This is a genomic window from Vannielia litorea (assembly GCF_019801175.1).
Classification (GTDB): domain Bacteria; phylum Pseudomonadota; class Alphaproteobacteria; order Rhodobacterales; family Rhodobacteraceae; genus Vannielia; species Vannielia litorea_B.
In genome coordinates, this window is record NZ_JAHVJR010000001.1 from 1,036,792 (window position 1) to 1,059,338 (window position 22,547).

At 66.1% G+C, this 22,547-nt stretch carries 26 protein-coding genes, 1 tRNA gene and 1 other RNA gene; 8 read left to right on the top strand and 20 right to left on the bottom strand.

What is annotated here, in order from left to right:
* Positions 1-24 precede the first annotated feature (24 nt).
* The 6 genes from KUV38_RS05090 to ssrA form a co-directional block, all read right to left on the bottom strand.
* Positions 25-582 carry a class I SAM-dependent methyltransferase gene (locus KUV38_RS05090; protein WP_222469012.1) on the bottom strand — a complete coding sequence of 186 codons (558 nt, stop codon included), beginning with the start codon at positions 580-582 and terminating at the stop codon, positions 25-27.
* Between the two features lie 158 nt (positions 583-740).
* On the bottom strand, positions 741-1,034 hold the full coding sequence (locus tag KUV38_RS05095; protein WP_222469013.1) for an antibiotic biosynthesis monooxygenase family protein: 294 nt from the start codon (positions 1,032-1,034) through the stop codon (positions 741-743).
* Positions 1,035-1,108: 74 nt separating this feature from the next.
* Positions 1,109-1,579 (bottom strand): SspB family protein, encoded by a 471-nt coding sequence (locus KUV38_RS05100; protein WP_222469014.1) that lies wholly within the window; start codon positions 1,577-1,579, stop codon positions 1,109-1,111.
* A 76-nt stretch (positions 1,580-1,655) separates the two neighbouring features.
* Positions 1,656-2,900 carry a chromate efflux transporter gene (chrA, locus tag KUV38_RS05105; RefSeq protein WP_222469015.1) on the bottom strand — a complete coding sequence of 415 codons (1,245 nt, stop codon included), beginning with the start codon at positions 2,898-2,900 and terminating at the stop codon, positions 1,656-1,658.
* 83 nt (positions 2,901-2,983) lie between these two features.
* A complete protein-coding gene (locus KUV38_RS05110; protein ID WP_222469016.1) occupies positions 2,984-3,274 on the bottom strand; it encodes a hypothetical protein in 291 nt (96 codons plus the stop codon).
* A 101-nt stretch (positions 3,275-3,375) separates the two neighbouring features.
* Positions 3,376-3,729: a transfer-messenger RNA gene (gene ssrA / locus KUV38_RS05115) on the bottom strand.
* A gap of 75 nt (positions 3,730-3,804) precedes the next feature.
* Here ssrA and KUV38_RS05120 point away from each other — a divergent pair.
* The gene (locus tag KUV38_RS05120) at positions 3,805-4,446 is read left to right on the top strand and encodes an LCCL domain-containing protein (protein ID WP_222469017.1); all 642 of its coding nucleotides are present in this window, start codon (positions 3,805-3,807) and stop codon (positions 4,444-4,446) included.
* Positions 4,447-4,500: 54 nt separating this feature from the next.
* Entirely contained in the window at positions 4,501-5,478 is a 978-nt protein-coding gene (gene mbfA, locus KUV38_RS05125) for an iron exporter MbfA (RefSeq protein ID WP_222469018.1), read from the top strand.
* 14 nt (positions 5,479-5,492) lie between these two features.
* On the opposite strand, the gene KUV38_RS05130 is transcribed toward mbfA, so the two are convergent.
* The 14 genes from KUV38_RS05130 to KUV38_RS05195 form a co-directional block, all read right to left on the bottom strand.
* Positions 5,493-6,110 (bottom strand): TetR/AcrR family transcriptional regulator, encoded by a 618-nt coding sequence (locus KUV38_RS05130; RefSeq protein ID WP_222469019.1) that lies wholly within the window; start codon positions 6,108-6,110, stop codon positions 5,493-5,495.
* The gene (gene ppk2 / locus KUV38_RS05135) at positions 6,110-6,979 is read right to left on the bottom strand and encodes a polyphosphate kinase 2 (RefSeq protein WP_222469020.1); all 870 of its coding nucleotides are present in this window, start codon (positions 6,977-6,979) and stop codon (positions 6,110-6,112) included. The genes KUV38_RS05130 and ppk2 overlap by 1 nt, the downstream gene beginning before the upstream one ends.
* A gap of 52 nt (positions 6,980-7,031) precedes the next feature.
* The gene (locus tag KUV38_RS05140; protein WP_222469021.1) at positions 7,032-7,979 is read right to left on the bottom strand and encodes an alpha/beta fold hydrolase; all 948 of its coding nucleotides are present in this window, start codon (positions 7,977-7,979) and stop codon (positions 7,032-7,034) included.
* A 96-nt stretch (positions 7,980-8,075) separates the two neighbouring features.
* Positions 8,076-9,002 (bottom strand): homoserine O-succinyltransferase, encoded by a 927-nt coding sequence (metA, locus tag KUV38_RS05145; RefSeq protein WP_222469022.1) that lies wholly within the window; start codon positions 9,000-9,002, stop codon positions 8,076-8,078.
* Between the two features lie 33 nt (positions 9,003-9,035).
* The gene (locus KUV38_RS05150) at positions 9,036-9,908 is read right to left on the bottom strand and encodes an ATPase (RefSeq protein ID WP_222469023.1); all 873 of its coding nucleotides are present in this window, start codon (positions 9,906-9,908) and stop codon (positions 9,036-9,038) included.
* Positions 9,909-9,967: 59 nt separating this feature from the next.
* Positions 9,968-10,882, bottom strand: a complete 915-nt coding sequence (locus KUV38_RS05155) for a DMT family transporter (RefSeq protein WP_222469024.1) — start codon at positions 10,880-10,882, stop codon at positions 9,968-9,970.
* Between the two features lie 111 nt (positions 10,883-10,993).
* On the bottom strand, positions 10,994-12,094 hold the full coding sequence (locus tag KUV38_RS05160) for an OmpP1/FadL family transporter (protein WP_222469025.1): 1,101 nt from the start codon (positions 12,092-12,094) through the stop codon (positions 10,994-10,996).
* Between the two features lie 160 nt (positions 12,095-12,254).
* A complete protein-coding gene (locus KUV38_RS05165) occupies positions 12,255-13,178 on the bottom strand; it encodes a DMT family transporter (RefSeq protein ID WP_315898596.1) in 924 nt (307 codons plus the stop codon).
* Complete coding sequence (locus KUV38_RS05170; RefSeq protein ID WP_222469026.1) at positions 13,175-13,459, bottom strand: putative quinol monooxygenase; 285 nt, start codon at positions 13,457-13,459, stop codon at positions 13,175-13,177. The genes KUV38_RS05165 and KUV38_RS05170 overlap by 4 nt, the downstream gene beginning before the upstream one ends.
* A gap of 95 nt (positions 13,460-13,554) precedes the next feature.
* On the bottom strand, positions 13,555-14,364 hold the full coding sequence (locus tag KUV38_RS05175) for a substrate-binding domain-containing protein (protein ID WP_222469027.1): 810 nt from the start codon (positions 14,362-14,364) through the stop codon (positions 13,555-13,557).
* A complete protein-coding gene (locus tag KUV38_RS05180; protein ID WP_222469028.1) occupies positions 14,361-15,104 on the bottom strand; it encodes an ATP-binding cassette domain-containing protein in 744 nt (247 codons plus the stop codon). The genes KUV38_RS05175 and KUV38_RS05180 overlap by 4 nt, the downstream gene beginning before the upstream one ends.
* Positions 15,097-15,804 (bottom strand): ABC transporter permease, encoded by a 708-nt coding sequence (locus KUV38_RS05185; RefSeq protein ID WP_222469029.1) that lies wholly within the window; start codon positions 15,802-15,804, stop codon positions 15,097-15,099. The genes KUV38_RS05180 and KUV38_RS05185 overlap by 8 nt, the downstream gene beginning before the upstream one ends.
* 188 nt (positions 15,805-15,992) lie before the next feature.
* Positions 15,993-16,586, bottom strand: coding sequence for an outer membrane protein (locus tag KUV38_RS05190; RefSeq protein WP_222469030.1), 594 nt, complete (start codon positions 16,584-16,586; stop codon positions 15,993-15,995).
* A gap of 232 nt (positions 16,587-16,818) precedes the next feature.
* Positions 16,819-16,908 (bottom strand) — tRNA-Ser (locus KUV38_RS05195).
* Positions 16,909-17,140: 232 nt separating this feature from the next.
* Between KUV38_RS05195 and KUV38_RS05200 the strand changes: the two genes are divergently transcribed.
* The 6 genes from KUV38_RS05200 (at position 17,141) to KUV38_RS05225 (ending at position 22,359) form a co-directional block, all read left to right on the top strand.
* A complete protein-coding gene (locus KUV38_RS05200) occupies positions 17,141-18,301 on the top strand; it encodes an NAD-dependent epimerase/dehydratase family protein (protein WP_222469031.1) in 1,161 nt (386 codons plus the stop codon).
* A 137-nt stretch (positions 18,302-18,438) separates the two neighbouring features.
* Positions 18,439-19,329 (top strand): hypothetical protein, encoded by an 891-nt coding sequence (locus KUV38_RS05205; RefSeq protein ID WP_222469032.1) that lies wholly within the window; start codon positions 18,439-18,441, stop codon positions 19,327-19,329.
* A gap of 103 nt (positions 19,330-19,432) precedes the next feature.
* On the top strand, positions 19,433-19,726 hold the full coding sequence (locus KUV38_RS05210; RefSeq protein ID WP_222469033.1) for a ribbon-helix-helix domain-containing protein: 294 nt from the start codon (positions 19,433-19,435) through the stop codon (positions 19,724-19,726).
* Between the two features lie 94 nt (positions 19,727-19,820).
* On the top strand, positions 19,821-20,216 hold the full coding sequence (locus tag KUV38_RS05215; protein WP_222469034.1) for a VOC family protein: 396 nt from the start codon (positions 19,821-19,823) through the stop codon (positions 20,214-20,216).
* A gap of 22 nt (positions 20,217-20,238) precedes the next feature.
* A complete protein-coding gene (locus KUV38_RS05220) occupies positions 20,239-20,775 on the top strand; it encodes a Twin-arginine translocation pathway signal (protein WP_222469035.1) in 537 nt (178 codons plus the stop codon).
* 12 nt (positions 20,776-20,787) lie between these two features.
* Complete coding sequence (locus KUV38_RS05225) at positions 20,788-22,359, top strand: GMC family oxidoreductase (protein ID WP_222469036.1); 1,572 nt, start codon at positions 20,788-20,790, stop codon at positions 22,357-22,359.
* Positions 22,360-22,547: the final 188 nt, after the last annotated feature.

Here is a 22,547-nt window from a genome sequence, read left to right on the forward strand (position 1 = left end):
CACGACGGGCGGAGGCGCGGGCTTTTACTGCGCCCGGCGGGTAAACACCCAGACGTGCGCGGGCGGCAGGTTGGCCCAGGTGATGCCGCGGCGGCGGGCGGAGACGCCGAGTTCGGCCTGCATCTCGGGGCTGATCGGGCTGCCGGGGGAGTAGGTGATCTGGACGAAGATCGCGCCGGGGCGCATGACCTCCAGCGCGCGGCCCACCACCTCGCGCTGGATCGTTGGGCGGGCCAGCACCGGCACGCCGGAGATCACGGCGCCCACACCGGAGAGGCCGATTTGCGAGATTTCCTGTGCCGGGCGGTTCAGCACGTTCACGCCGGGGAATTTTTGCCGGAGGGTTTCGCAGAAGCGTGCGTTGGTTTCCATGCAGGTGAGCCGGGAGGGATGCACGCCGCGCTCGAGGATCGCCTTGGTGAAGACGCCGGTGCCCGGGCCGATCTCGACCACCGGGCCTTCGATCGCCTCCAGCCCCTCGGTCATCTTGCGGGCGACGGCGGCGGAGGAGGGGGCGATGGCGACCACCTCGCCGGGCTTGCGGAACATTTCGGAGAGAAACACTGCAAAATCGCTCGGCATGGCGGGCCCTCTGGAGCTATGAGACTGGCTCCAGTTGCACCGGTGCCGTGCCTCCGGGCAAGCGGCGATGCGGGCTGTTACCGAAGTTTCACCGGCGTGAAACACAGGTGTTTCAGGGCTGTTTCCAAACCATCAAGAACGGCGCCTTGTAGGCCAGGTCAGGCGGCGAGGTCGTAATGTTTGATGCTGCGCGACTCGACCAGCGCCTCCTCTGCCGGGTCGATATGCGGGGTGGTGTAGTCTTCGCCGACGAAGGCCTTGAGCGCATCGAGGCTCTCCCAGACCATCACGAAGCTGAACTCGCGCGGGGTCTCAGGCCTAGCTGCGCCGGGTAGCACCTGCACGATGCCCGGCGTGCCCTGCATCAGCGGAATTGCGGTGTCATGGAAGAAGCGGCTGAATGCCTCTTCCTTGCCGGGCCGGGTGACGACCTGGAAAATGCGGATGATCATGTGATTGCCCCCTTGGTTCGGATGCTCCCCGGGCCAGTATAGCACGGGAGCGCCGAAGCATGCGGGCGGGCCGGTTACTTGCGGAAGCTGTCGAGGCTCACGACCTCGGCGTCGTGCTGGCCTTCAGCCTCGTCCACGTCTTCGGCCATGGGGGCGGGGGCGACCTCTTCTTCGTCGTCCTCGTCATCTTCTTCCTGGCTCTCGAAGCGCAGGCCGAACTCGACGGAGGGGTCCACGAAGGTGGCGATGGCATCATAGGGGATGACCAGCCGCTCGGGTGCGTCGCCGAAGTTGAGAGTGACCGAGAAGCCATCGTCGGTCACGTCGAGATCATCGAACCAGTGCTGCATCACCACCGTCATCTCCTCGGGGTAGCGCTCGCGCAGCCAGTCGGCGATGTCGACGCCCTCGGCGCGGGTATCGAAGGTGATGAAGAAATGGTGCTGCCCCGGCAGGCCCCGATCTGCGACTTCGGCCAGCACATCGCGGATCAGGCTTCGCATCGCCCGGTGCATCAGTCTGCCGTAGTCGATTTCGGTGCTCATCGGTGGGGAGGCCCTCAGGGTGTCGTCACGATCAGCATAAGGGATTCGGACCTGATTGACAGGGCCGATTTGGCGCTCAGCCGAGGAGCGATGTGGCGAGCCCGGCGAGGGCCATGAGGGCGAGGGTGGTGGCCATGCCGAGGCGCAGGGCCAGCAGCAGGAGCGCGGCCAGCGCGGTGAGGGCAAAGGCCAGCGGCTGGGCGGTGGAGAGCACGGGCAGGGCGGGGCCGGTGGTGTGGACTTCGGCAAAGAGCACGTGCAGCGCGAACCAGAGCGAGAGGTTAGCGATGACGCCAACCACGGCGGCGGTGATCGCCCGCAGCGCGCCGGAGAGGCGAGGCTGGTGGGTGAGCCATTCGAGGTAGGGGGCGCCGGCGAAAATCCACAGGAAACAGGGGATGAAGGTGACCCAGAGGGTGAGCGCGGCGGCGGCCAGCGCGTTGGCGGTGCTCACCTTGGCCCCGGCGAGGGTGGCGACGAATTCGGTGACGAGGATCAGAGGGCCGGGCGTGGTTTCGGCCAGACCCAGCGCGTCGATCATCTCGGGCGTGGTGAGCCAGCCGTGGGTGCCGACGACCTCCTGCGTCATGTAGGCCAGCACGGCGTAGGCGCCGCCGAAGGTGACGACGGCGAGCTTGGAGAAGAACAGGCCGAGCTGGGTGAGCAGGTCGGAGTGTGTGAGGAGGGCGAAGGGGGCGGCCCAGAAGGTGAGGAAAATGACCACGGTCAGCGCGGTGCGGCGGGCGGTGCCCGGCGGGAGGAGCGGCGCGGGGGTATCCGCGCGGGTGGTGCTGCGGAAGGCGCCCCAGAGCGCAGCCCCGGCGATGATGAGCGGGAAGGGCAGGCGGAGCGCGTAGATGGCGAGGAAAGCGAGGGCGGCCAGCGCCGCGCCCTCGGCCATGTATCCCGGCCCGAAGGCGCGTTTGGCGACCTTGATGAGGGCCTGCACAACGATCACCACCACTGCGGCCTGGATGCCGAGAAAGAGGCTTTGAACGAGCGGGACTTGCCCCCAGGTGGCATAGGCCAAGGCAAGGGCCAGCACCACCAGCGCGCCGGGCAGCACGAAGAGCGTGCCTGCGATCAGCCCGCCGAGGACGCCCCGCAGCCGCCAGCCCGCGTAGGTGCAGAGCTGCATCGCCTCAGGGCCGGGGAGCATCATGCAGAAGGAGAGGGCAGAGAGGTATTGCTTTTCGGTCAGCCAAGCCCGGCGCTCGACCAGCTCTTCATGCATCAGCGCGATCTGCGCCGCCGGGCCGCCGAAGGAGAGGACGCCGATGCGGGCGAAGGTGCGGGTGAGGGTGGAGAGGGGGACGGTCATGGCAGGGGCATGACGGGGGAATGTGACGGGGAAGTAAAGTGCAGAGGCGCTCATTGCTGGCCGAAGGACTTTGCGAAGATGCCTCAGTCGTTTGCAACAGTGATCAAGACAAATCCAAGTACAAATGAGTAGACCGCAACGTTTGCATCCAACACTGCACGCACGATTTTGCGTAGCCCAAGCCCCTCAACGAAAGTCGGCCCGTACAATCTGCATTCCTCCACAGGCTCATCACAGAACGTCTCACCAAAGATAGCGAAACCATCAAACTCTGGAAACTCAGCGAACTGCAACCAGTGGATACAATACCAAGCCAATAGGCCAAGTGTTCCAAGGATACAGCAGATGCCAGCGATTCCGATCAGTAGCCTCATCTCACACCCCAAAACTGAGTAATCTGTTTTGCCACGTGAGAAAATGAGACGGGTGGAGCCGTGTCAATGTCAGCGTGCGGGCGATGGCTGGAGAGAAATAAAGTGCAGGCTTCTGTTGCCAGGTGCCTGCGAACCCCGCCTTACCTGGCTAGAGGCAAGGACTTAAGATTTCGATCTTTCGCGCTGCTTAAGCAGCGAGAGCGACCGGAGCACGATTGTCGTTGGCAATTATGCTTAACGGACCGATATCGGTGGTACCTCACCGAGACAAAGCAAACCCCTTTAGACGTTCGTCGATCCTGTTTCGGCCCCATGATCCCCCAACGAGAGAGTTTTGGTGGAGCCGCCGGGTACCGCCCCCGGGTCCGATCCGATTATTACGAGCGCGTTTATGTCCATAGTCCCGTTGCCGGAACGCTCCAGATATAGGCCCGGGGGTCGGGCATTTCAAGGCGCTTTGCGGATCGGGCGGCTGCGGGTAAGGTCGGGGCATTGTCAATTTGATCCAAGTTTTTCAGGGGAGTTACCAGATGAAAAACCCTTTTGTTCTCAGCGCTTTCGCGGTTGTTCTTGCCGCGCCTGCATGGGCGGAGAGCGAGGCGCCGGGCTGTTCGGACTATAGCGAGGACAAGGCGGCGTGGAGCTGCTTTTGCGCGGCCGATGCGCCCACAGGTTCGGTCTGGGGTTCGGGGCCTTACACGGCTGACAGCAACGTCTGCGCTGCGGCCCGCCACGCGGGGGTGATCGGGCCGGAGGGCGGCATGGTTGCGCTGGAAACGGTCGATGGGCAGGCGAGCTACAGCGGCTCGGAGGCCAACGGGGTGGTGACGCGCGACTGGGGCAGCTTCGGCAAATCCATCGCCTTCCCGCCGCCTGCCGCCAGCTCGGACCTTGCGCAATGCGGGCGCTTTCCGAGCGGCACGGAGAGCCACGCCTGCTTCTGCCCGGCGGATGCCAGCAAGCAGCGCGATGTTTGGGGCTCGGGGCCCTACACCGGCGACAGCGACATCTGCGCGGCGGCCTTCCATGCGGGCGCGATCGACGCCGGGGGCGGCGAAGTGAGCGTGCTGCGCGTGCCGGGGCTGAAGGCCTACAGCGCCAGCGAGGTGGGCGGCGTGGCCACCGGCGACTGGGGCGGATACGACTTTTCGATCGTCTTCAACCGCAACTGACCCCGCGACATTCTGGCCCCTGACGGAGGCCCCGTCGGGGGCTAGATTTGCGCCATGCTCAGTTATTTCTCCTCTCGCAAGCGTTTCTCGGACCTGACCGAGCAGGAGGTGCTGGCGCTCGCGATCTCTTCGGAGGAGGACGATGCGCGGATTTACCGGGGCTTTGCCGAGCGGCTGCGCGCGGAGTTTCCGGGTACGGCTAAGATGTTTGAAGAGATGGCGCGGGAGGAAGACGGCCACCGGCGCAGGCTCATCGAGCGGCATCAGGCGCGGTTCGGCGAGGTGATTCCGCTGATCCGGCGCGAGCATGTGAGCGGCTATTACGCCCGCCGCCCGGTGTGGCTGGCCGAGAACCTGCCGCTGGAGAAGATGCGCGCGCTGGCCTTCGACATGGAGCGGCAGGCCGAAGCCTTTTACCGCTCGGCGGCGGCCCGGACCAAGGACGCTGAAACCCGCAAGCTGCTGGGCGATCTGGCTGCCGCCGAGGCGGGCCACGAGAAGAAGGCCGAGGCGCTGGAGGCGCGGCATCTGGACGGCGAGACCCGGGCGGATGAGGACCAGTCGGCACACCGGCAGTTTGTGCTGACATGGGTGCAGCCCGGCCTAGCGGGGCTGATGGACGGCTCGGTGAGCACGCTGGCGCCGATCTTTGCCACCGCCTTCGCCACACAAAACCCGTGGACGACCTTTCTCGTTGGCCTCGCGGCCTCGGTCGGTGCGGGTATTTCGATGGGGTTCACCGAAGCGGCAAGCGACGATGGCCAGCTCTCGGGGCGCGGCGCGCCGTGGAAGCGCGGCGTCGCCTCTGGCGTGATGACGACTCTGGGCGGGCTGGGCCACGCGCTGCCCTACCTGATCCCGCATTTCTGGACGGCGACGGTGATCGCGCTGATCGTCGTCTTCGTCGAACTCTGGGCGATTGCCTGGATCCAGAACCGCTACATGGAAACCCCCTTCTTCCGGGCTGCCTTGCAAGTGGTGCTGGGCGGCGCGCTGGTGCTGGGGGCGGGGATATTGATCGGCGGCGGATAGACGGCCCCTCGCGTTTACTCGTCAGGGTCGATCAGGCCGAGGCCGCGCAGGTAGATGCCGATGCCGGATTCCAGCAGGTCTTCAGGCGGGAAGGGCGCGCGGGTGCCGGGGCTGCCGCGGGCGAAAAGCTCCACCACGCCATGCGACATGGCCCAGATGTGGGCGGAGAACATCGCGGCGGGCGGGCGCTTTTCGGGCGGGAGCCTGTCGGCCAGCCCGGCGGCGGCGCGCTCAAGCACGGCCTGCGCGCGGGCGGCACCGCGGGCGAGGTCGGGATCGCGGGCGAGCGAGAGGCCAGCCTCGAACATCGCCTGATAATGGCCGGGGAACTTGCGGGCGAAGGCGAGATAGGCGCGCCCGGTCGCCTCGAAGCTGGCGATGGCGGAGGGCTGGCCCTCGTCATAGGCGTGTTCCATCACGTCGCCGAAGATCGCGTAGCCCTGCTTGGCCACCTCGGCCAGCAGGTCTTCTCGCCCCTCGAAATGGCGGTAGACGGCGGCCGGGGTCACGCCTGCGTCCTTCGCCGCCTCGGAGAGGGTGAAGCCCTGCGGCCCCTTCTCCTCGATCAGCCGGATCGCTGCCTCCACCAGAGCCTGGCGGAGATTGCCGTGATGGTAACCGCGCCGGGGCATCAGGCCGACCAGATCTCCGGGCCGCCGCAGATCTTGGGATCGGGCGTTTTGACCACGGCCTCATCCTTGCCGGTGTAATCCAGCCGGGAGAGCACAGCGCGGATGGCGGCTATGCGGGCGCGGCGCTTGTCGTCGGAGCGGATCACCGTCCACGGGTTGCGGGCGGTGTGGCTCATGGCGAAGGTCTCGCGAATGGCGGCGGAATACTCCTCCCACTTCTTCAGGCCTTCCACGTCGATCCACGACAGCTTCCATTGTTTCAGCGGGTCGCTCTCGCGGGCCAGAAAGCGGGAGAGTTGCTCGGCGCGGCCCACGTTCAGCCAGATCTTGAACAGGTGGATGCCGTCCTCGCTCACCATCTGCTCGAAGCCGGGAAGCTGGTTGAAGAAGTGCCGCCGCTGGGTGTCGGTGCAGAAGCCGAAGACCTTTTCGACCACGCCGCGGTTGTACCAGCTGCGGTCGAACATGGTGAACTCGCCGCCTGCGGGCAGTTGCCGGACGTAGCGCTGGAAGTACCACTCGCTGGCTTCCTTGTCGGTCGGCTTGGAAAGCGCGACGACGCGGGCTGAGCGGGGGTTGAGGTTTTCGCGGAAGCGCTTGATCGTGCCGCCTTTTCCGGCGGCATCGCGGCCCTCGAAGACCACGGCCACGCGGGCGCCGGTTTCCTTGACCCATGCGAGCATTTTCACCAGTTCGACCTGAAGCGCCTCCAGCGTGGCCTCATACTCTTTCTTGTCCATCCGTTTGTCGTAGGGATAGGCCTCTAGGATGGTCTTGCCCTTGGCCGATTTCACCGCCTCCCGCACGTCTTCGGGGGCTTCGTCGGTGAAGAATTTCGAGATTGCGCCGTCGAAGGGAAGGTTGGTCATGGGGCGGTCCAAGCGGTTGAAAAGGCTTGGGCAGTATGGGCGCGCGGGGCGCTCAGCGCAATCCGGCGCGGGCGGCGGCGCGGTCGATGGCGGCGAGTGTTGCCTGCGGGTTGGCATGATGCGGCATGTGGCCGACGCCGGGCAGGGCGGTGACGCGGGCGCCGGGGATGAGCGCGGCCATCGGGCGGGCGTGAATGTCGATCCCGACGGTGGTGTCGGCGGTGCCGTGGATGATCTCGACCGGGATGCGCAAGGAAGGGTAGCGGGGCGAGAGTTGTTGCAGCGAGGCCTTCAGCTTCAGCACCTGCTGGCCGTTGTTGCGCAGGGAGGAGGCGCGGACGGTGAGCGGCGCGCCGACATGCTCGAGGTAGCCGCGCGGCGGGCGCTGGGGTTTGAAGATATCGGCCAGCGCGCTCTCGATCCGGCTGTCCGAGGCCAGCGCCGAGATCACCGGCACGGCGAAGGTGCGGCCAGCGGGTGAGCCGGTGAGGGAATAGAAGCCATCAAGCGGGCCCTCCCACGGCATGGTCGCCCCCGCGAGCGAGACTACGGCGGCCACCCGCTCGGGGTGTTCGACCGCCCAAGCCATTGCCACCGCGCCGCCGTAGCTGTGGCCGACGACCACCGCGCGGCGCACCCCGAGCTTGGCGGCCAACGCATCGAGGATCGCGGCCTGCTGCTGGGGTGTGCCGCCGCCGGCAATGGCCTCGGAATGGCCAAGGCCCGGACGGTCGACGGCGATGACGCGGTAGCGCCCCTTGAGTTCATCGACCATGCGGAAGGTGAAATCGCGCAGGTTGCCGCCCGCGCCGTGGATCAGGATCACCGCAGGCCCTTGCCCGGCCTCGACGTAATGCACCCGCGTGCCTGCGACCTCCACCACCGGGCCGACAGGCGGGTAGGCCGCTTCGGCGGAGCGCCTCTGGCTGGCGGAGCAGCCCGCCAGAATGGCGACGAGGGCGGCGACGCCTGCGAGGGTCAGCAGCATTTTGGGGAGCATTCTGTTTCGCCCTCGGTTGCGGTCCTGGTGCTTAGGATACGCGGGCCGAGGGCGGATGGTTTCAGAAAACCTTGAGAAATCACTGGAAAGCGCGGGCTAGCCGGTGGTGCCGATCTTCTCGAGTTCGAAGGGCGTGGACTGGTAAATCTCGTTGATCCAGTTGCCGTAGAGCAGGTGGGCGTGGCTGCGCCAGCGGTTCAGCGGTTGGCGTGCGGGGTCATCCTCGGGGTAGTAGTTGACCGGCACGTTTATCGGCGAGCCAGCAGCAACGTCGCGGTCATATTCTTCCTTCAAGGTGCCACTGTCGTATTCGAAGTGGTTGAAGATGTAGAGCGCGCGGTGGGCCGGATCTTCAACAAGGCAGGGGCCGGCCTCGTTGGAGCCGATGAGGATGTTCAGCCCGGCGGCCTCGACCTCGGCCGACTTCATCTCGGTCCAGCGGCTGACCGGGATCAGCACGTCATCGGAGAAGCCGCGCAGGTAGGGCGAGGCGGGGGCGAGGTTGGCGTGGCGCAGGCAGCCGAAGAGCTTGTGATCGAGCAGGTGCTTGGGCACGCCGTGGAAGTGGTTGATCATCGCCATGCCGCCCCAGCAGACGCCGAAGGTGGAATGCACGTTGGTCTGGGTCCAGTCCATCACGCGTTTCAGCTCGTCCCAATATGTGACCTCCTCGAAGGGGAGGTGCTCGATCGGGGCGCCGGTGATGATGAGGCCGTCGAGCTTTTCGCCCGAGGCCTCGACCTCGGAGAAGGGCCGGTAGAAGTTTTCCATGTGCTCGGCGGCGGTGTTCTTGGTCTCATGCTCGCTCATCCGGATCAGTTGGAAGTCGATCTGGAGGGGCGTCGCACCGATGAGCCGGGCGAACTGGGTCTCGGTCTGGATCTTCTTGGGCATCAGGTTGAGCAGCCCGATGCGGATGGGCCGGATATCCTGGCTATGCGCGCGGCCCTCGCCCATGACCATCACGCCCTCGCGCTCGAGCACGGCGTAGGCGGGAAGGTCGGAGGGCAGGGTGATGGGCATTGCGCTGTCTTTCAGGGTTGCGGAGATGCGGATTTAGGTCGGCTGGTGCTTGCGCTCAAGGGCGCGGGCGATGAGTTGGTTGAAGGCCTCTTCGCTGTTCACGGCCTTGGCCTCGTCGGCGGTTATGCTCACGCCCCAGTTCCGCGCCATCGCCTCGTAGAGCGGCTGGCGGTGGGCGAGGGCTTTGGAATAGGTGAAACGGATGAAGGCATCCGGGTCAACATCGGCCTCGGAGATGTTGTTTTCGCTTAGATATTCGGCCCAGACGCGGGCCAGAAAATCGGGGCGGTAGCTCATCGGTTTGGGGGCCTTGTCGAAGCGGCGGATCAGCTCGGCGGTATGCGCCTCGCTGCCCTCGATCCAGACCATCAGGCACTGGCGGCTGAGTTCGCTTAGCAGCGGATCGGCCATATCCTCCGGGTCCACCCATTCGCAGATCGAGCCGCCGGTGTCGCAGATGAAATGCGGGTAGCCATAGAGCGCCTCGGCCCGTTCGATGAAATAGCCCGTGTCCATCAGCGCCCGCTCCTCGGCTTCGCGGAACTGGGCCTGGCGGCGGGTGTATTCGGTCATCTCCATGCCGCCCTTCTCGGGGCTGCCCGGCTTGCCGAGGTAGGTGGAGACGGGGCTGAGGTTGTGGAAGGTGATGTTGGAGCCGATGTAGATGGAATCCGTCATCAGCAGCTCGCGCAGGAACGGCACTTTCATCGCCTCGCGCTTGGCGTTGTCGGCGATGCGCTCGCCCATGTAGCGGGTGCCGATGCGGTAATCGATCGAGTAGTGGAACCATGCTCCGCTGTCGCGCAGCAGCTGGCTCAGGTGGGTCTTGCCCAGCCCGGACATGCCGAAGAGCAGCACGCGCTTTTGCGCGGCGGCGGTCCAGTCTGCTGCGGTATTGTAGATCATGGGTGTCCCTCGTCGTTGCCGGGAGGGGTAGCGCGGGGGGCGGGAACGGTCCAGTGGTTTCAGGCGGGGCGGGGGCGCAGGCGGCGCCACAGTCGCCCGTCGAGCACGACGAGACCGAGCGCCAGAAGAGCGAAGCCGGCATAGGCGCGGGGGTGGAGCGCCTCGTTCAGCACCAGCGCTCCGAGGCCGATGGCAACTGGCGGGATCAGCAGGGTGACCAGAAGCAGGTTGCCCGCCCCGGCCATGCCGAGCACGCGGTAGTAGAGGAGGTAGGCGCAGGCGGTGGCGATCAGTGCGTAATAGGCGATGGCGGCGGTGCCGCGGGCCGTGGCGGGCAGGTCGATGTTGCCTTCGAGCAGCAGCGTGAGGGGGATGAGCATGAAGGTGGAGCAGGTGAGCATGCCTGCGGCGGCCACGGTGGGGGAGAGGCCCTTTAGGCGCACGCGGGCCCATGCGCCTGCAAGCGCGTAGCACAGTGTGCCCGCCAGCACGGCGAGTTGCGCGAGAGAGCGGAGCGAGAAGCCTTGCAGCACGGCAGGCCCGACGGTGACGGCCACGCCCGCGAACCCGAGGCAGACGCCGGTCAGGCGGCGCGCGGTGAGGCGCTCGTCTGCAAAGACGAGGGCGGCAACCAGCACCCCGGCGACGGCGGTGAAGGCGTTGAGGATCGAGGTCAGACCGCTTTCAATCGTCAGCTGGCCCCAGGCCATGAGGGTGAAGGGCAGCACGTTGTTCAGCAGGCCCATCACCGCGAAGCTGCCCCAGAGGGCCGCGCCGCGTGGCAGCGCTTCGCCGCGCAGCCACACCAGCGCCCAGAGCACAAGAGCGGCCCAACCGACCCGGTGGCAGACCGAGGAGAGCACGCTCACCTCGTCCAGCGCCACCCGGATCGACAGGAAGGAGGCGCCCCAGATGAGCCCGAGAAGCAGCAGCTCGGCCCAGGCGCGGGCGGGGATATCGGTGGTTTGGGTCATGGTCCGGGTTTAGCGGCGGGCCGGGGGCGGGGCGACCCGGAAGTTGCGGCAAGCAAAAGGCCCCGCGCGGGATGCACGAGGCCTTGAATGAGATCGCTTTTTCGACTGAGATCAGAAGGTGTAGCCGACGCGGAGGCCGACGCCGACAGCGGTGTTGCCGGAGAAGTCGCCGAAGGTGGTGCCGGGGGCGGTGGGGTTCTCGGTGCGGGCGTCGCCGACCCAGCTGTAGTTAACGCCACCGGTGATGATGGCCTTGCCCACGGTGTAGCGGCCGGCGAGGCCGATCGAGGTGCGGCCATCGGTCGGGCCGAGGTTGCCGGAGAAGCCGCCGTTCTGGGCTTCGTAGCTGACGGTCGCGATGCCGGCGAAGTTGTCGGTAAAGCGACGGGCCACGCCGACGGTGTAGGTGACCACGTCATCCTCGTAATCCACCAGCGAGCTGCCGGTTGCGAGGTTGTAGCCGAAGGGCGTGATATCGAATTCCGACCAGTCGACCCAGCGGACCGAGGCCAGCAGCAGGGTGCCTTCAGCGATGCCGGTCTGGGCTTCGAGGTTCAGCGACTGCGGGAAGGTCGTTTCGAACGGAAGCGAGGGGCTGCCGTTTTCAATCGCCGCGAACTCATGGGTGATCGCGGAGTGGTAGGTCAGCGCGATGCGCATGGCGATCTCGGGCTTCTCATAGGCCGCGCCGATGAAATAGCCGAGTTCGGAGCTGGTCGGCGCCTGCAGCGTGTAGCCGTTGAAGAGCGCAACGTTGCCCTTGACCTGCTGCATCCGCAGACCGCCGTGGATCGAGAAGCCGCCATCAAGCTTGTACTTGGCGATCAGCTTGAGCTCGTCGACGTTGAGGTCGGCGTTGGAGCCGCCGTAGGCGTAGCCGGTGCCCATCGGATAGTAGACATCGGCGCCGAAGGGCTGCTCGAAGATGAAGCCGATCGAGAGGCGATCGTTCACATCGGTTTTGAAGGCGAAGGAGAGCGAGGTGTAGTCGCCCGACATGTCGCCGGAGTCCGGACCTGCCGGGAAGGGGCCAAGCCCGCTGGCGGCGACACCGGACACATCCGGGCTGACGCGGCTGATCGAAAACTCGCCGTAGCTGCCCGGCTCATACATGAAGCCGATGGATTGCGTGGTGCGCTCGATTCCGCCCGCGGATGCGGCGGTTGCGGTGGCCAGAAGGGCCGCGGCGGCGCTGGTGGTTGTGCGTTTCATTCGGTTTCCTCCCCGAAGTGTCTCCCGATTGACACCTTTTTGAGCAGGCCGTGATTTTTCGTCAATTTGTTACCCTGCGTCAGAGCGCAAAACAGGCGCTGGGTGGCGGGAATGTCGCAAAAATCGTGTCTTGCGGCACACAGCCCGGTGCGCGTGGGGGTCAACGCGCGTTCGCGCGCAGGTTGATGAAGTTGCCGCCGAGGATCAGCGCCGCGCCGAGGACCACCCAGATATCGAGCGACTCGCCGTAGAAGGCCATGCCGACGAAGGCCAGCAGGGGCAGGCGGATGAAGTCCATCGGCATGACGATGGAGGCGGGCGCGAGCGAGAGGGCGCGGGTCAGGCAGGTGTGGGCGGTCAGCCCGGCGACGCCGATCAGCACCACATAGGGGATGGCCGAGGTGGAGGGCCATGTCATGTGGCCGTCGAGAAAGCCGCAGGCCAGCCCGAAGACCGCCTGCATTGTGGTGATGTAGAACAGGATGCAGAGCACCGAGGCCTGACGGGTCAGCACCTTGGTGAAGATCGCGGTGAGGGCAAAGCCGACGGCTGCCGCCGCCGCCGCCGTCAGACCGGGGTCGAGGTTGGTGAAGTCGGGGCGGGCGACGATGAGCACGCCGATGAAGCCGAGCCCGGCGCTCAGGGCTTTTACAGCCGTGAAGCGCTCGCCAAGGAAGAGCGCGGCCAGCAGGATCACCCAGAGCGGCGAGGTGAACTCGATGGAGATGACCTGCGCCAGCGGGGCCATTGTGATGGCGAAGAACCACAGGTTCTGCCCGGCGAAGTGGGCCACGTTGCGGGCGAAGTGGAGGTGCAGCTGGCGGGTGGTGATCTGGTGGGTCTGGCGCGTGGCGAAGACCAGCGAGACGATGATGAAGAGCCCGACGAAGCTGCGATAGGTCATGATCTCGAAGGTATCGAGCTCGACCGACACCTGCCGCCCGGCCACGGCCATGGTGGCGAAGGAGGCGATTGCGCCCAGCATCCAGCCCATCGCGGGCAGCAGGGCGTTGGATTCGGGTGTGCGGGGGCGGGCGGCGACACCGGCGGGCGCGATCTCGCCGGGCGAGGGGCTGCGGCTCACGCCTCCTCCTCGGTCACGGTGAAGTCGCGGGTGATCTCGCCGCTGGATTCGCCCCATGCGGAGGATTTGGTGCGGGCCTGATGCGCGGCGAAGGCCTCGGGGCTCTCGAACAGCTCGTCGAGGTGCCAGACCATCGGATCATCGCCTTGGGTCAGGTTGAAATGGATGTTGCCGGGTTCGGCGCGGCTGAGGCGAATGTGCTCGGGCAGCAGCTTGCGGGCGGTCTTGGCCTGCGCTTCAGTCGTGCAGATGAGGCGGCCCTCGACGCGGATCTGTCCCATGCTCTTCTCCTCCCGGCTGCGACTGGGCGGAAGGTGGGGCGGCGGGGGAGGAAGGTCAAGCGCCGAAGCGCCCGCCTTCGCCCCGCGCCCGGCGATCACTCTGCCGCGTTGGGAAAGAACAACTGTTTGCCGTTGGGGGCGAAGGCCTGAATGGCATCTTGACCCTCGGGGCCGAGCAGCCATTTGGCGAAGGTTTCGGCCTCGACGATGCGGGTAGCGGGGCAGGCGGCAGGGCTGACCACGATGAGGCCGTACTGGTTGAAGAGCTTGGGGTCGCCCTCCACAAGAATCTCGAAATCGCCCTTGTTGGCGAAGGTGTCCCATGTGGCGCGGTCGGTCAGCACATAGGCGCCCTGCGCGGTGCCGAGGTTGAGGGTGGCGCCCATGCCGGAGCCGGTCTCGAGATACCATGTGCCGGAGGCGGCCTTGGGGTCGGCCCCGGCCTCGGACCAGAGCGCAAGCTCGGCCTTGTTGGTTCCCGAGTCGTCGGCGCGGGAGGCGAAGGGCGCCTCGCTCACGGCAATGGCGGAGAGAGCGGCGAGGATATCGTCGCCCGCCGCGCTGGCGGGGTCGGCGGCGGGGCCGACGAGGATAAAGTCGTTATACATCAGCGGGTGGCGGGCCAGCCCCTTGCCCTCGGCGACAAAGGCCTCCTCTGCGGCGCGGGCGTGGGTGATGAGCATGTCGCCATCGCAGTTGCCTGCGTTCTTCAGCGCCTGACCGGTGCCGACAGCGACCACGCGCACGTCGATCCCGGTCTTCTCCTCGAAGATCGGCAGCAGGTGCTCGTAGAGGCCCGAGTTCTGGGTGGAGGTGGTGCTTTGCACGGTGATGTGGCTCTGCGCGGCGGCGGGCAGGGCGCCCAGCAGGGCGAGGGCGGCGGCGGTGACGAGGGGGCGGATCACAGGATGAGTCTTCCTTCAAGGTAGGCTTGGGCCTCGGCAGAGGCGGGGGTGGAAAAGAAGCGGGGCGCGGGAGCGTGCTCGACGGCGCGGCCCTTGTGGAGGAACACGACATCGCCGGCGAGGCGCTCGGCCTGGGCTCGGTCGTGGGTGACGAGGATGACCTTCACCCCGCGCCCGGCAGCGCGCAGGGTGATGGCCTCGATCGCGGCGGTGGCCTTGGGGTCGAGCGATGCGGTGGGTTCATCGAGCAACAATAGCGCCGGGTCGCCAGCAAGCGCCCGGGCCATCGCCAGCCGCTGCTGCTCACCACCCGAGAGCGAGCGGGCGGGAGAAGCGGCGATGGCGGTGAGGTCGCATTGCTCCAGCAGGTCGGAAATACGGGCCGGGCGGGCGGCGCGGGGCACGCCTGCGAGTTTGAGCGCATGGGCGAGGTTGGCGCGGGCGGAGCGGCGCAGGAGCACCGGCTTTTGGAACACCAACGCGGGGTGGGCGAGGCGTGGCGCGAGGTTAATCTCGCCCGCATCGGGCGGGATGATCCCGGCGATGGCCCGCAGCAGAAGGCTCTTTCCCGCGCCGTTCGGCCCCAGAAGCGCGGTGATGCCGGTGTGCCCGAGGGTCAGCGACACGCCCCGCAGCAGCGCGCGCCCGGAGCGCGACAGGTGCAGCCCCGATATGGCGATGCCCGGCTCGGCATCGGGGGGCTCGGGCCGGGAGAGCGGGATGACGCGGCGTTCAGCCATGCGCAGGCTCCCCGATCCGCTGGCGTAGGCCCATGAGGGCGGCGTTGATCGCCAGCGAGGCGACCAGCAGCACGATGCCGAGCGCCAGTGCCAGCGCCAACTCGCCGCGCGAGGTTTCCAGCGCGATGGCGGTGGTCATCACGCGGGTCAGATGGTCGATGTTGCCGCCGACGATCATCACTGCGCCGACCTCGGCCATGGCGCGGCCCAGCCCGGCGAGGGCGGCAGTTACCAGCGCAGGGCGGGCCTCCCACAGCAGGGTGCCCATGGCCTGAGCACGGGTGGCGCGCAGGGCGCGGAGGGTTTCGGAGTACTCGGCGTCGAGATCCTCCACCACCTGGCGGGTCAGCGCGGCGATGATGGGGGTGACCAGCACGACCTGCGCGATGACCATGGCGGTCGGGGTGTAGAGCAGGCCGAGCACGCCGAGCGGACCCGCGCGGGAGAGCAGCATGTAGAGCACGAGGCCGACGACCACGGGGGGCAGGCCCATTGCCGCCGAAACCGCCAGAGAGAGCGCCCCGCGCCCGCGGAACCGGCCCACGGCGAGCAACGCCCCGAGCGGGAAGCCGATGGAGCAGGCGATGAGCACAGCCAGCCCGGTGACCTGCGCAGAGAGCGAGACGATTTCGAGAAAATCGGCATCCGCCCGGACGATCAGCCCGGCAGCCTCGGCAATGGCCTCGCGGAATGCAGACATGGCGGATGGCCCCTCCCAAGGCAGCTCGGGCGCATCCTATGTGGGAATCGGGCGGGGCGGAAACCAGACTTTCGACTCTGTGGGGCCTTTGAGCGACCTGGCCGTTTGGTGGCGCTCAGGGGCGCGCATGAAAAAGGGGTGGTGCGCAAGGCACCACCCCTCTCATCGACCTCTGATCGGGGACGCGGTCAGAAGTTGTAGCTCACGCCGATGCTGAAGGTGTCGTGCGACACGTCCAGACCATCGGTGTCACCGAAGTCGTTGAACTGGTGGTTCAGGTACTCACCGCGCACCGAGATCGACTCGGTTGCGGCATATTCCAGACCGGCACCCAGCACGTAGCCGTCGCCGCTATCACCTTCGACGGTGAGGTTGGAGTAACCAGCGGTGGCGTAGGGCAGGAAGTTGCCAGCGTCGTAGCCGAGGCGGCCTTTGAGCATCCACTCGTCGGCGTCTGCATCACCGGCGTCGGTGCCGATGGAGAGGGAGCTGTAGGCCAGTTCGCCACCGTAGACGAGGCTGCCGTTGTCCCACAGGTAACCGCCGTAGAGGCCGTAGTTGTCATTCACGTCGAAGTCGGTGGAAGCGGTGCCGTCATCCACTTCGCCCGAGCCTGTGCCAAAGGACAGGCCGACGTAGCCGCCGGACCAGTCGCGGCCAGCGTCGTAGACGGGCGCGGGAGCAGCGACCGGGGTCTCAACGATGACCGGGTCGAGGTTGCCTGCAAAGGCCGGTAGGGCCAGTAGAGCGGGGAGGGTGGCTGCTACGATTGTCTTCTTCATGTCTTTTATCCTTGTGGTCTGTCCTTGTGGACGTGGTGTTTTGGTCCTCGTGGACGTGAGCCCATACAACGGCTCATTCAAGGTTTCCGTTCCTCAGAAAGTGATCCGGTTCTGTCACGCTTTCGGGAGGGGGATGTGAGAGCGCTGTGAGGGCCGAGCGCGGGGCATGCACGCGGCACGCGGCCGAGGCCCCGGGGGCGGGGCTGAGGCTATCTGCGGCGGGGAAGGAAAGTGGCGGAGAGACAGGGATTCGAACCCTGGGTGGGCTTGCACCCACAACGGTTTTCGAGACCGCCCCGTTCGACCACTCCGGCACCTCTCCGCGATCCCTGTGGTCTCAGGTGGCGCGGATGTATACGCGTGGGCCGGGCGGCGCAACCCCTTTGAACGGGCCCTTTGCGTGCGTGCGTTGCACGGCGGCGTGACAGAGGCTTCCGGGCAACCCTACAGCGCCGAAATGCGCCGCCGTGATTGACCTGAGCGGTGCCTGCGATATCAACGCCGATGCAGGTGGGGGCCTAGCTGGTGTTGAAGCGCTGGGAGGCGCCCTGGTCATGAAAGTCATCATTCTTGGTGGAGACGGGTTTTGCGGCTGGCCCAATGCGCTGCACCTCTCGGCGCGTGGCCATGATGTGATCATTGTCGACAACCTGAGCCGCCGGAAGATCGACATAGAACTGGAGGTGGAGAGCCTCACCCCGATCCGCCCGATCGGGGAGCGGCTGCGGGTCTGGAAGGAGCTGACCGGCAAGGAGATTGGGTTTCATGATTTCACGGTGGGGGAGCATTACCATCGGCTGCTGACGCTGTTTCAGGACGAGAAACCGGATGCGGTGATCCATTTCGCCGAGCAGCGGGCGGCGCCCTATTCGATGAAGTCGAGCGCCCACAAGCGGTACACCGTGAACAACAACCTCAACGCCACCAATGATGTGCTGTCCGCCATCGTGGAGAGCGGGCAGGACATTCACCTCGTCCACCTCGGGACGATGGGGGTTTATGGCTACGGCACGGCGGGGATGAAGATACCCGAGGGTTACCTGAAGGTTTCGGTCGATACCGCCAACGGCCCGAGCGAGCAGGAAATCCTCTACCCGGCCAACCCCGGCTCGATCTACCATATGACCAAGACGCAGGATCAGCTGTTCTTTCACTTCTACAACAAGAACGACGGGGTGAAGATCACCGACCTGCATCAGGGCATCGTCTGGGGCACGCAGACCGAAGAGACGGCGATGGATGAGCGGTTGATCAACCGGTTCGACTATGACGGCGATTATGGCACGGTGCTGAACCGTTTCGTGATGCAGGCGGCCATCGGCTACCCGATGACGGTGCATGGTACCGGGGGGCAGACGCGCGCGTTCATCCATATTCAGGACACCTGCCGCTGTATCGAGCTGGCGCTGAACAACCCGCCGGGGGACGGCGAGCGGGTGAACATCCTCAACCAGATGACCGAAACGCACCGGGTCCGCGACCTTGCGCAGATGCTGCGTGACCAGATGGGGGCGGAGATCGCTTATCTGGAGAACCCGCGGCAGGAGGCGGAGGAGAACGACCTGCATGTGACCAATGACCGCTTTCTGGGCATGGGGCTGGAGCCGATCACGCTGGAGGCGGGGATGCTGGAAGAGGTGCGCGGGATCGCGGAGAAATACGCAGGCCGTTGCGACCGCGAGAAGATTCCCTGCGTGTCGCTCTGGAAGAGTTGAGGCGGGGCGCGGCCCCCGCCTGATGGGAGCGGCGATTCCTGCCGCCTGCCGTTCAAATTGCCGGGATCGGCTTGGAAACGCCCGCGCAAGGGCATATGCCAGTGTCGACCTGCCGATGTTCCGGAGACATGCGCCTGATGCTACGCCCTGCCCACGCCCTTTGTGCCGCCCTTCTGGCCGCGCTCCCTGCCTTCGGGCCGCATGGCGCGGTGCTGGCCGAGACCGGTGCGGCGCAGTCGGCGGAAGAGCCGGCCAAGGCCCCGCTGGCAGAGGCGGAGACCCGCAAGCTCTTGGACGCCATCGGGATGGACCAGCTGCTGCCGATCCTGCGCGAAGAGGGGCTGGCCTATTCGGTCGCGCTGGAGAGCGAGCTTTTTCCCGGCGCGGGGGGCGAGCTTTGGCCGGAGCTGGTGAGTGATATCTACAAGACCGAGCGGCTTGATGCAGTGATGCTGCGGCGCATGTCGGAGGAGATGGCGGGCGTGGATACGGCGCCGCTCTTCGAATTTCTCGACAGCGAGCGGGGCCGCAGGATCATCTCCCTCGAAATCTCCGCCCGGAGTGCCCTGCTCGACGAGACGGTGGAGCAGATGAGCCGCGATGCCTTTGACGAGATGCGTGGGCAGGGCAGCGAGCGACTGGATGCGCTGCGTGCGTACATCGACGCCAATGATCTGGTGGAGACCAATATCGCCGGGGCGCTCAACTCCAACTACGCCTTCTACCAGGGGCTGGCCGCCGGGGGCGCGCTGCCTGCGGAGATGAGCGAGGAGGACATGCTGCGCGATGTCTGGATGCAGGAGCCGGACATTCGCGAAGAGACCGAGGCTTGGGTCTGGTCGTATCTGGCGATGGCTTACAAGCCGCTGGAGGATGCTGACATCGAGGCCTATACCGCCTTGTCGCAGACGCCGGAGGGGCGGGCGCTGAACCGGGCGATCTTTGCCGCCTTCGACACGCTCTTTGCCGATATCTCCCGCGACCTCGGGCTTGCGGCCTCGCGGTTCATGATCAGCGAAGACATCTGACGTCCGACCAATTGCCCTGTTGGACAGCCCGGCGGGCCGTGCCATGCTGGCCTCCCGCGGCCTCCGGGGAGGGAGCGCGGGGAGACAAGGGAGGACACCAACCATGTGCCATGTCTTTGCCGGGCAGGACCCGGAGCGTTATGCCACAACCACGCGGCGGCTCAGGCTGAACGGGCAGAGCACCAGCATCCGGCTGGAGAATTCGTTTTGGGCCATTCTCGACGAGATCGCGGAGCGTGACGGGCAATCCACCCCTGCCTTCATTTCCAAGCTGCACTCCGAGGTGCTGGAGCTGCGCGGCGAGCCGGTGAACTTTACCTCGCTCTTGCGCGGGGCCTGCCTTGTGTTTCTGGAGATGAAAGCGGCGCCCGAAGAGCCCGCCATCGCCGCCGAATAGGCAAAACCGCAGGGTAGTAGAAGGTTACTACCCGCCCCTTCGCCCGCCTTGGCACCCTTGTTTCAACGCAAACGCATTGAAACAGGAGAGCGACTTGGCAAAGGCCATACACTCGATGATCCGCGTGCTCGACGAAGAGCGCTCGGTCGACTTTTACCGCCGCGCCTTCGGGCTGGAAGTGGCGGACCGGCTCGATTTTCCGGAATTCACGCTCGTTTACATGAGCAACGGTGAAACCGGCTTCGAGGTGGAGCTGACCATCAACAAGGACCGCACCGCGCCCTATGAGCTGGGCGACGGCTATGGGCATCTGGCCGTTTCGGTCGATGACCTGGCCGCCGAGCATGCGCGCTTCGAGGCCGAGGGGCTGGCGCCGCGCAAACTGGTGGAGTTCGCGCCTGCCGGGGAGGTGGTGGCGCGGTTCTTTTTTGTCGCGGACCCGGATGGATACCAGATCGAGGTGCTGGAGCGCAGCGGGCGCTTTCAGTGAGGATGTAAAGGGAGGAGAGATCATGCAGAAATCAGCCAGCAGCGGGCAGGCCCATCGCGGCCTGACCCGGCGCCAGCTTCTGTCACGGGCCAGCGCCGCGGGTGCCAGCTTTGTGGTGGGTGCGGGCTTCATCGCCGCGCCGGATGCGGCCTGGGCGGCGGAGACGGTGGCGCTGAAGCCCGAGAGCTTTGCCACGCTCGTTCAGATGGCGCGGGATATCTACCCGCATGACCATGTGAGCGACGAGTATTACGTGATCGCCGTGAAGGGCTATGACAGCGCCGAGGCGGCCGAGGGGATCGAGGCGGGCATTGCCGCGCTCGATGCCGCCGCACATGGCAGGGGGCACGCCAGCTACCTTGCCGTGGGCTGGGAACGCGAGCGCGTGGATATCCTCCGCGCGATGGAAGACAGCCCGTTCTTCCAGCAGATCCGCGGCGGGCTCGTGACCGGGCTCTATAACCAGAAGGCCGTCTGGCCGCTCTTCGGTTACGAGGGCGAGAGCTTCTCGGAAGGCGGCTACATCGACCGTGGTTTCGATGACATCGCGTGGCTCTGAGGGGGGAAGATCATGACAGCACCGTTTGAACAGACCGACGATAGCGTGGTCGTCATCATTGGCACCGGCGCGGGCGGCGGCGTGCTCGCCAACGAGCTGGCGCAGAAGGGCGTCAGCGTTGTGTCGCTGGAGGCCGGGGGGCGCTATCTGCCCGAGGACTTCATCAACGACGAGTGGGAGAGCTTTGGACAGCTGGCCTGGACAGACCCGCGCACCACCAGCGGCGACTGGCGCGTGGCCAAGGACTTCTCCGGCCTGCCCGCCTGGATCGTCAAGGCCGTGGGCGGCACCACCACCCATTGGGCGGGCGCGAGCTTGCGCTTTCAGGAGCACGAGTGGAAGGCCGCCACCACCTATGGCGACGTGCAGGGTGCCAACCTGCTCGACTGGCCGATCGACGCCGCCGAGATGGCGCCGTGGTATGAGAAGGCCGAGACCAAGCTGGGCGTCACCCGCACCGGCGGGCGGCCCGGCCTGCCCGGCAACAACAACTACAAGGTCTTCGAGAAGGGCGCCAAGGCGCTGGGCTACTCGGAGGTTCACACCGGGCGCATGGCGATCAACTCCGAAGATTACGATGGCCGCCTTGCCTGCCAGCAGACCGGCTTTTGCTTTCAGGGCTGCAAGTGGGGCGCCAAGTGGTCGTCTGTCTACACCGACATCGAATATGGCGAGGCGACCGGCAATCTGGAGGTGCGCGAGCGCTGCCATGCCGCCCGCATCCTGCATGATGACGCAGGCAAGGTGACCGGGGTCGAGTATTTTGACGCCGATGGCAATTTGCAGATGCAGGCGGCGCGGATCGTTTGCGTGGCGGGCAATTCGTTTGAGAGCCCGCGGCTGCTGCTCAACTCGGCGTCGTCGATGTTCCCTGACGGGCTGGCCAACAGCTCGGGTCAGGTGGGGCGCAACTACATGCGGCACATGACCGGCTCGGTCTACGGCGTGTTCGACAAGCCGGTGCGGATGTGGCGCGGCACCACCATGGCCGGGATCGTGCAGGACGAAGCCAAACACGACCCGTCGCGCGGCTTTGTCGGCGGCTTCGAACTGGAGACGCTCTCTCTGGGCCTGCCCTTCATGGCGGCCTTCCTCGACCCCGGCGCGTGGGGCCGCGAGTTCACCACCGCGCTGGACGGCTACGAGAACATGGCCGGCCTGTGGATCGTGGGTGAGGACATGCCGCAAGAGACCAACCGCGTGACGCTGAACCATGACGTGACCGACCAGCACGGGCTGCCGGTAGTCAACGTGCATTTCGACGATCACCCAAATGACGTGGCGATGCGCAATTACGCCTACGAGAAGGGCATGGCGATTTACGACGCGGTGGGGGCCACCCGCACCTTCCCGACGCCGCCATACCCCTCGACCCACAACCTTGGCACCAACCGGATGAGCGAGAACGCGCGGGACGGGGTGGTGAACAAATGGGGCCAGACCCACGACGTGGCCAACCTCTTCGTGTCGGACGGCTCGCAGTTCACCACCGGGGCGGCGGAGAACCCGACGCTTACCATCGTGGCGCTGGCGATCCGCCAGGCCGACCACATCGCACGGGAGATGTCTGCCGGTACCCTCTGATCCTCCCTGCCGGGCAGACGGGACGGCGGCGCTGGTGTGCCGCCGTCTTGCGTTGACGGGTGCTCGGGAGGTGGGCAGATCGGCTACCGAGCGGGGCCGGAAACCCCCTTGACACAAAGCCCTTTCCGCCCGATAAGCCGCGCTCTACCCGAAGGCGGGTGGAAAACCTATGCAACAAGGCCCATGTG

Excerpts from the sequence above, each read along its gene's own strand:
- KUV38_RS05090 (WP_222469012.1), bottom strand. The coding sequence starts at position 582 with ATGCCGAGCGATTTTGCAGTGTTTCTCTCCGAAATGTTCCGCAAGCCC.
- KUV38_RS05095 (WP_222469013.1), bottom strand. The coding sequence starts at position 1,034 with ATGATCATCCGCATTTTCCAGGTCGTCACCCGGCCCGGCAAGGAAGAG.
- KUV38_RS05100 (WP_222469014.1), bottom strand. The coding sequence starts at position 1,579 with ATGAGCACCGAAATCGACTACGGCAGACTGATGCACCGGGCGATGCGA.
- chrA (WP_222469015.1), bottom strand. The coding sequence starts at position 2,900 with ATGACCGTCCCCCTCTCCACCCTCACCCGCACCTTCGCCCGCATCGGC.
- KUV38_RS05110 (WP_222469016.1), bottom strand. The coding sequence starts at position 3,274 with ATGAGGCTACTGATCGGAATCGCTGGCATCTGCTGTATCCTTGGAACA.
- KUV38_RS05120 (WP_222469017.1), top strand. The coding sequence starts at position 3,805 with ATGAAAAACCCTTTTGTTCTCAGCGCTTTCGCGGTTGTTCTTGCCGCG.
- mbfA (WP_222469018.1), top strand. The coding sequence starts at position 4,501 with ATGCTCAGTTATTTCTCCTCTCGCAAGCGTTTCTCGGACCTGACCGAG.
- KUV38_RS05130 (WP_222469019.1), bottom strand. The coding sequence starts at position 6,110 with ATGCCCCGGCGCGGTTACCATCACGGCAATCTCCGCCAGGCTCTGGTG.
- ppk2 (WP_222469020.1), bottom strand. The coding sequence starts at position 6,979 with ATGACCAACCTTCCCTTCGACGGCGCAATCTCGAAATTCTTCACCGAC.
- KUV38_RS05140 (WP_222469021.1), bottom strand. The coding sequence starts at position 7,979 with ATGCTCCCCAAAATGCTGCTGACCCTCGCAGGCGTCGCCGCCCTCGTC.
- metA (WP_222469022.1), bottom strand. The coding sequence starts at position 9,002 with ATGCCCATCACCCTGCCCTCCGACCTTCCCGCCTACGCCGTGCTCGAG.
- KUV38_RS05150 (WP_222469023.1), bottom strand. The coding sequence starts at position 9,908 with ATGATCTACAATACCGCAGCAGACTGGACCGCCGCCGCGCAAAAGCGC.
- KUV38_RS05155 (WP_222469024.1), bottom strand. The coding sequence starts at position 10,882 with ATGACCCAAACCACCGATATCCCCGCCCGCGCCTGGGCCGAGCTGCTG.
- KUV38_RS05160 (WP_222469025.1), bottom strand. The coding sequence starts at position 12,094 with ATGAAACGCACAACCACCAGCGCCGCCGCGGCCCTTCTGGCCACCGCA.
- KUV38_RS05170 (WP_222469026.1), bottom strand. The coding sequence starts at position 13,459 with ATGGGACAGATCCGCGTCGAGGGCCGCCTCATCTGCACGACTGAAGCG.
- KUV38_RS05180 (WP_222469028.1), bottom strand. The coding sequence starts at position 15,104 with ATGGCTGAACGCCGCGTCATCCCGCTCTCCCGGCCCGAGCCCCCCGAT.
- KUV38_RS05185 (WP_222469029.1), bottom strand. The coding sequence starts at position 15,804 with ATGTCTGCATTCCGCGAGGCCATTGCCGAGGCTGCCGGGCTGATCGTC.
- KUV38_RS05190 (WP_222469030.1), bottom strand. The coding sequence starts at position 16,586 with ATGAAGAAGACAATCGTAGCAGCCACCCTCCCCGCTCTACTGGCCCTA.
- KUV38_RS05200 (WP_222469031.1), top strand. The coding sequence starts at position 17,141 with ATGAAAGTCATCATTCTTGGTGGAGACGGGTTTTGCGGCTGGCCCAAT.
- KUV38_RS05205 (WP_222469032.1), top strand. The coding sequence starts at position 18,439 with ATGCTACGCCCTGCCCACGCCCTTTGTGCCGCCCTTCTGGCCGCGCTC.
- KUV38_RS05210 (WP_222469033.1), top strand. The coding sequence starts at position 19,433 with ATGTGCCATGTCTTTGCCGGGCAGGACCCGGAGCGTTATGCCACAACC.
- KUV38_RS05220 (WP_222469035.1), top strand. The coding sequence starts at position 20,239 with ATGCAGAAATCAGCCAGCAGCGGGCAGGCCCATCGCGGCCTGACCCGG.
- KUV38_RS05225 (WP_222469036.1), top strand. The coding sequence starts at position 20,788 with ATGACAGCACCGTTTGAACAGACCGACGATAGCGTGGTCGTCATCATT.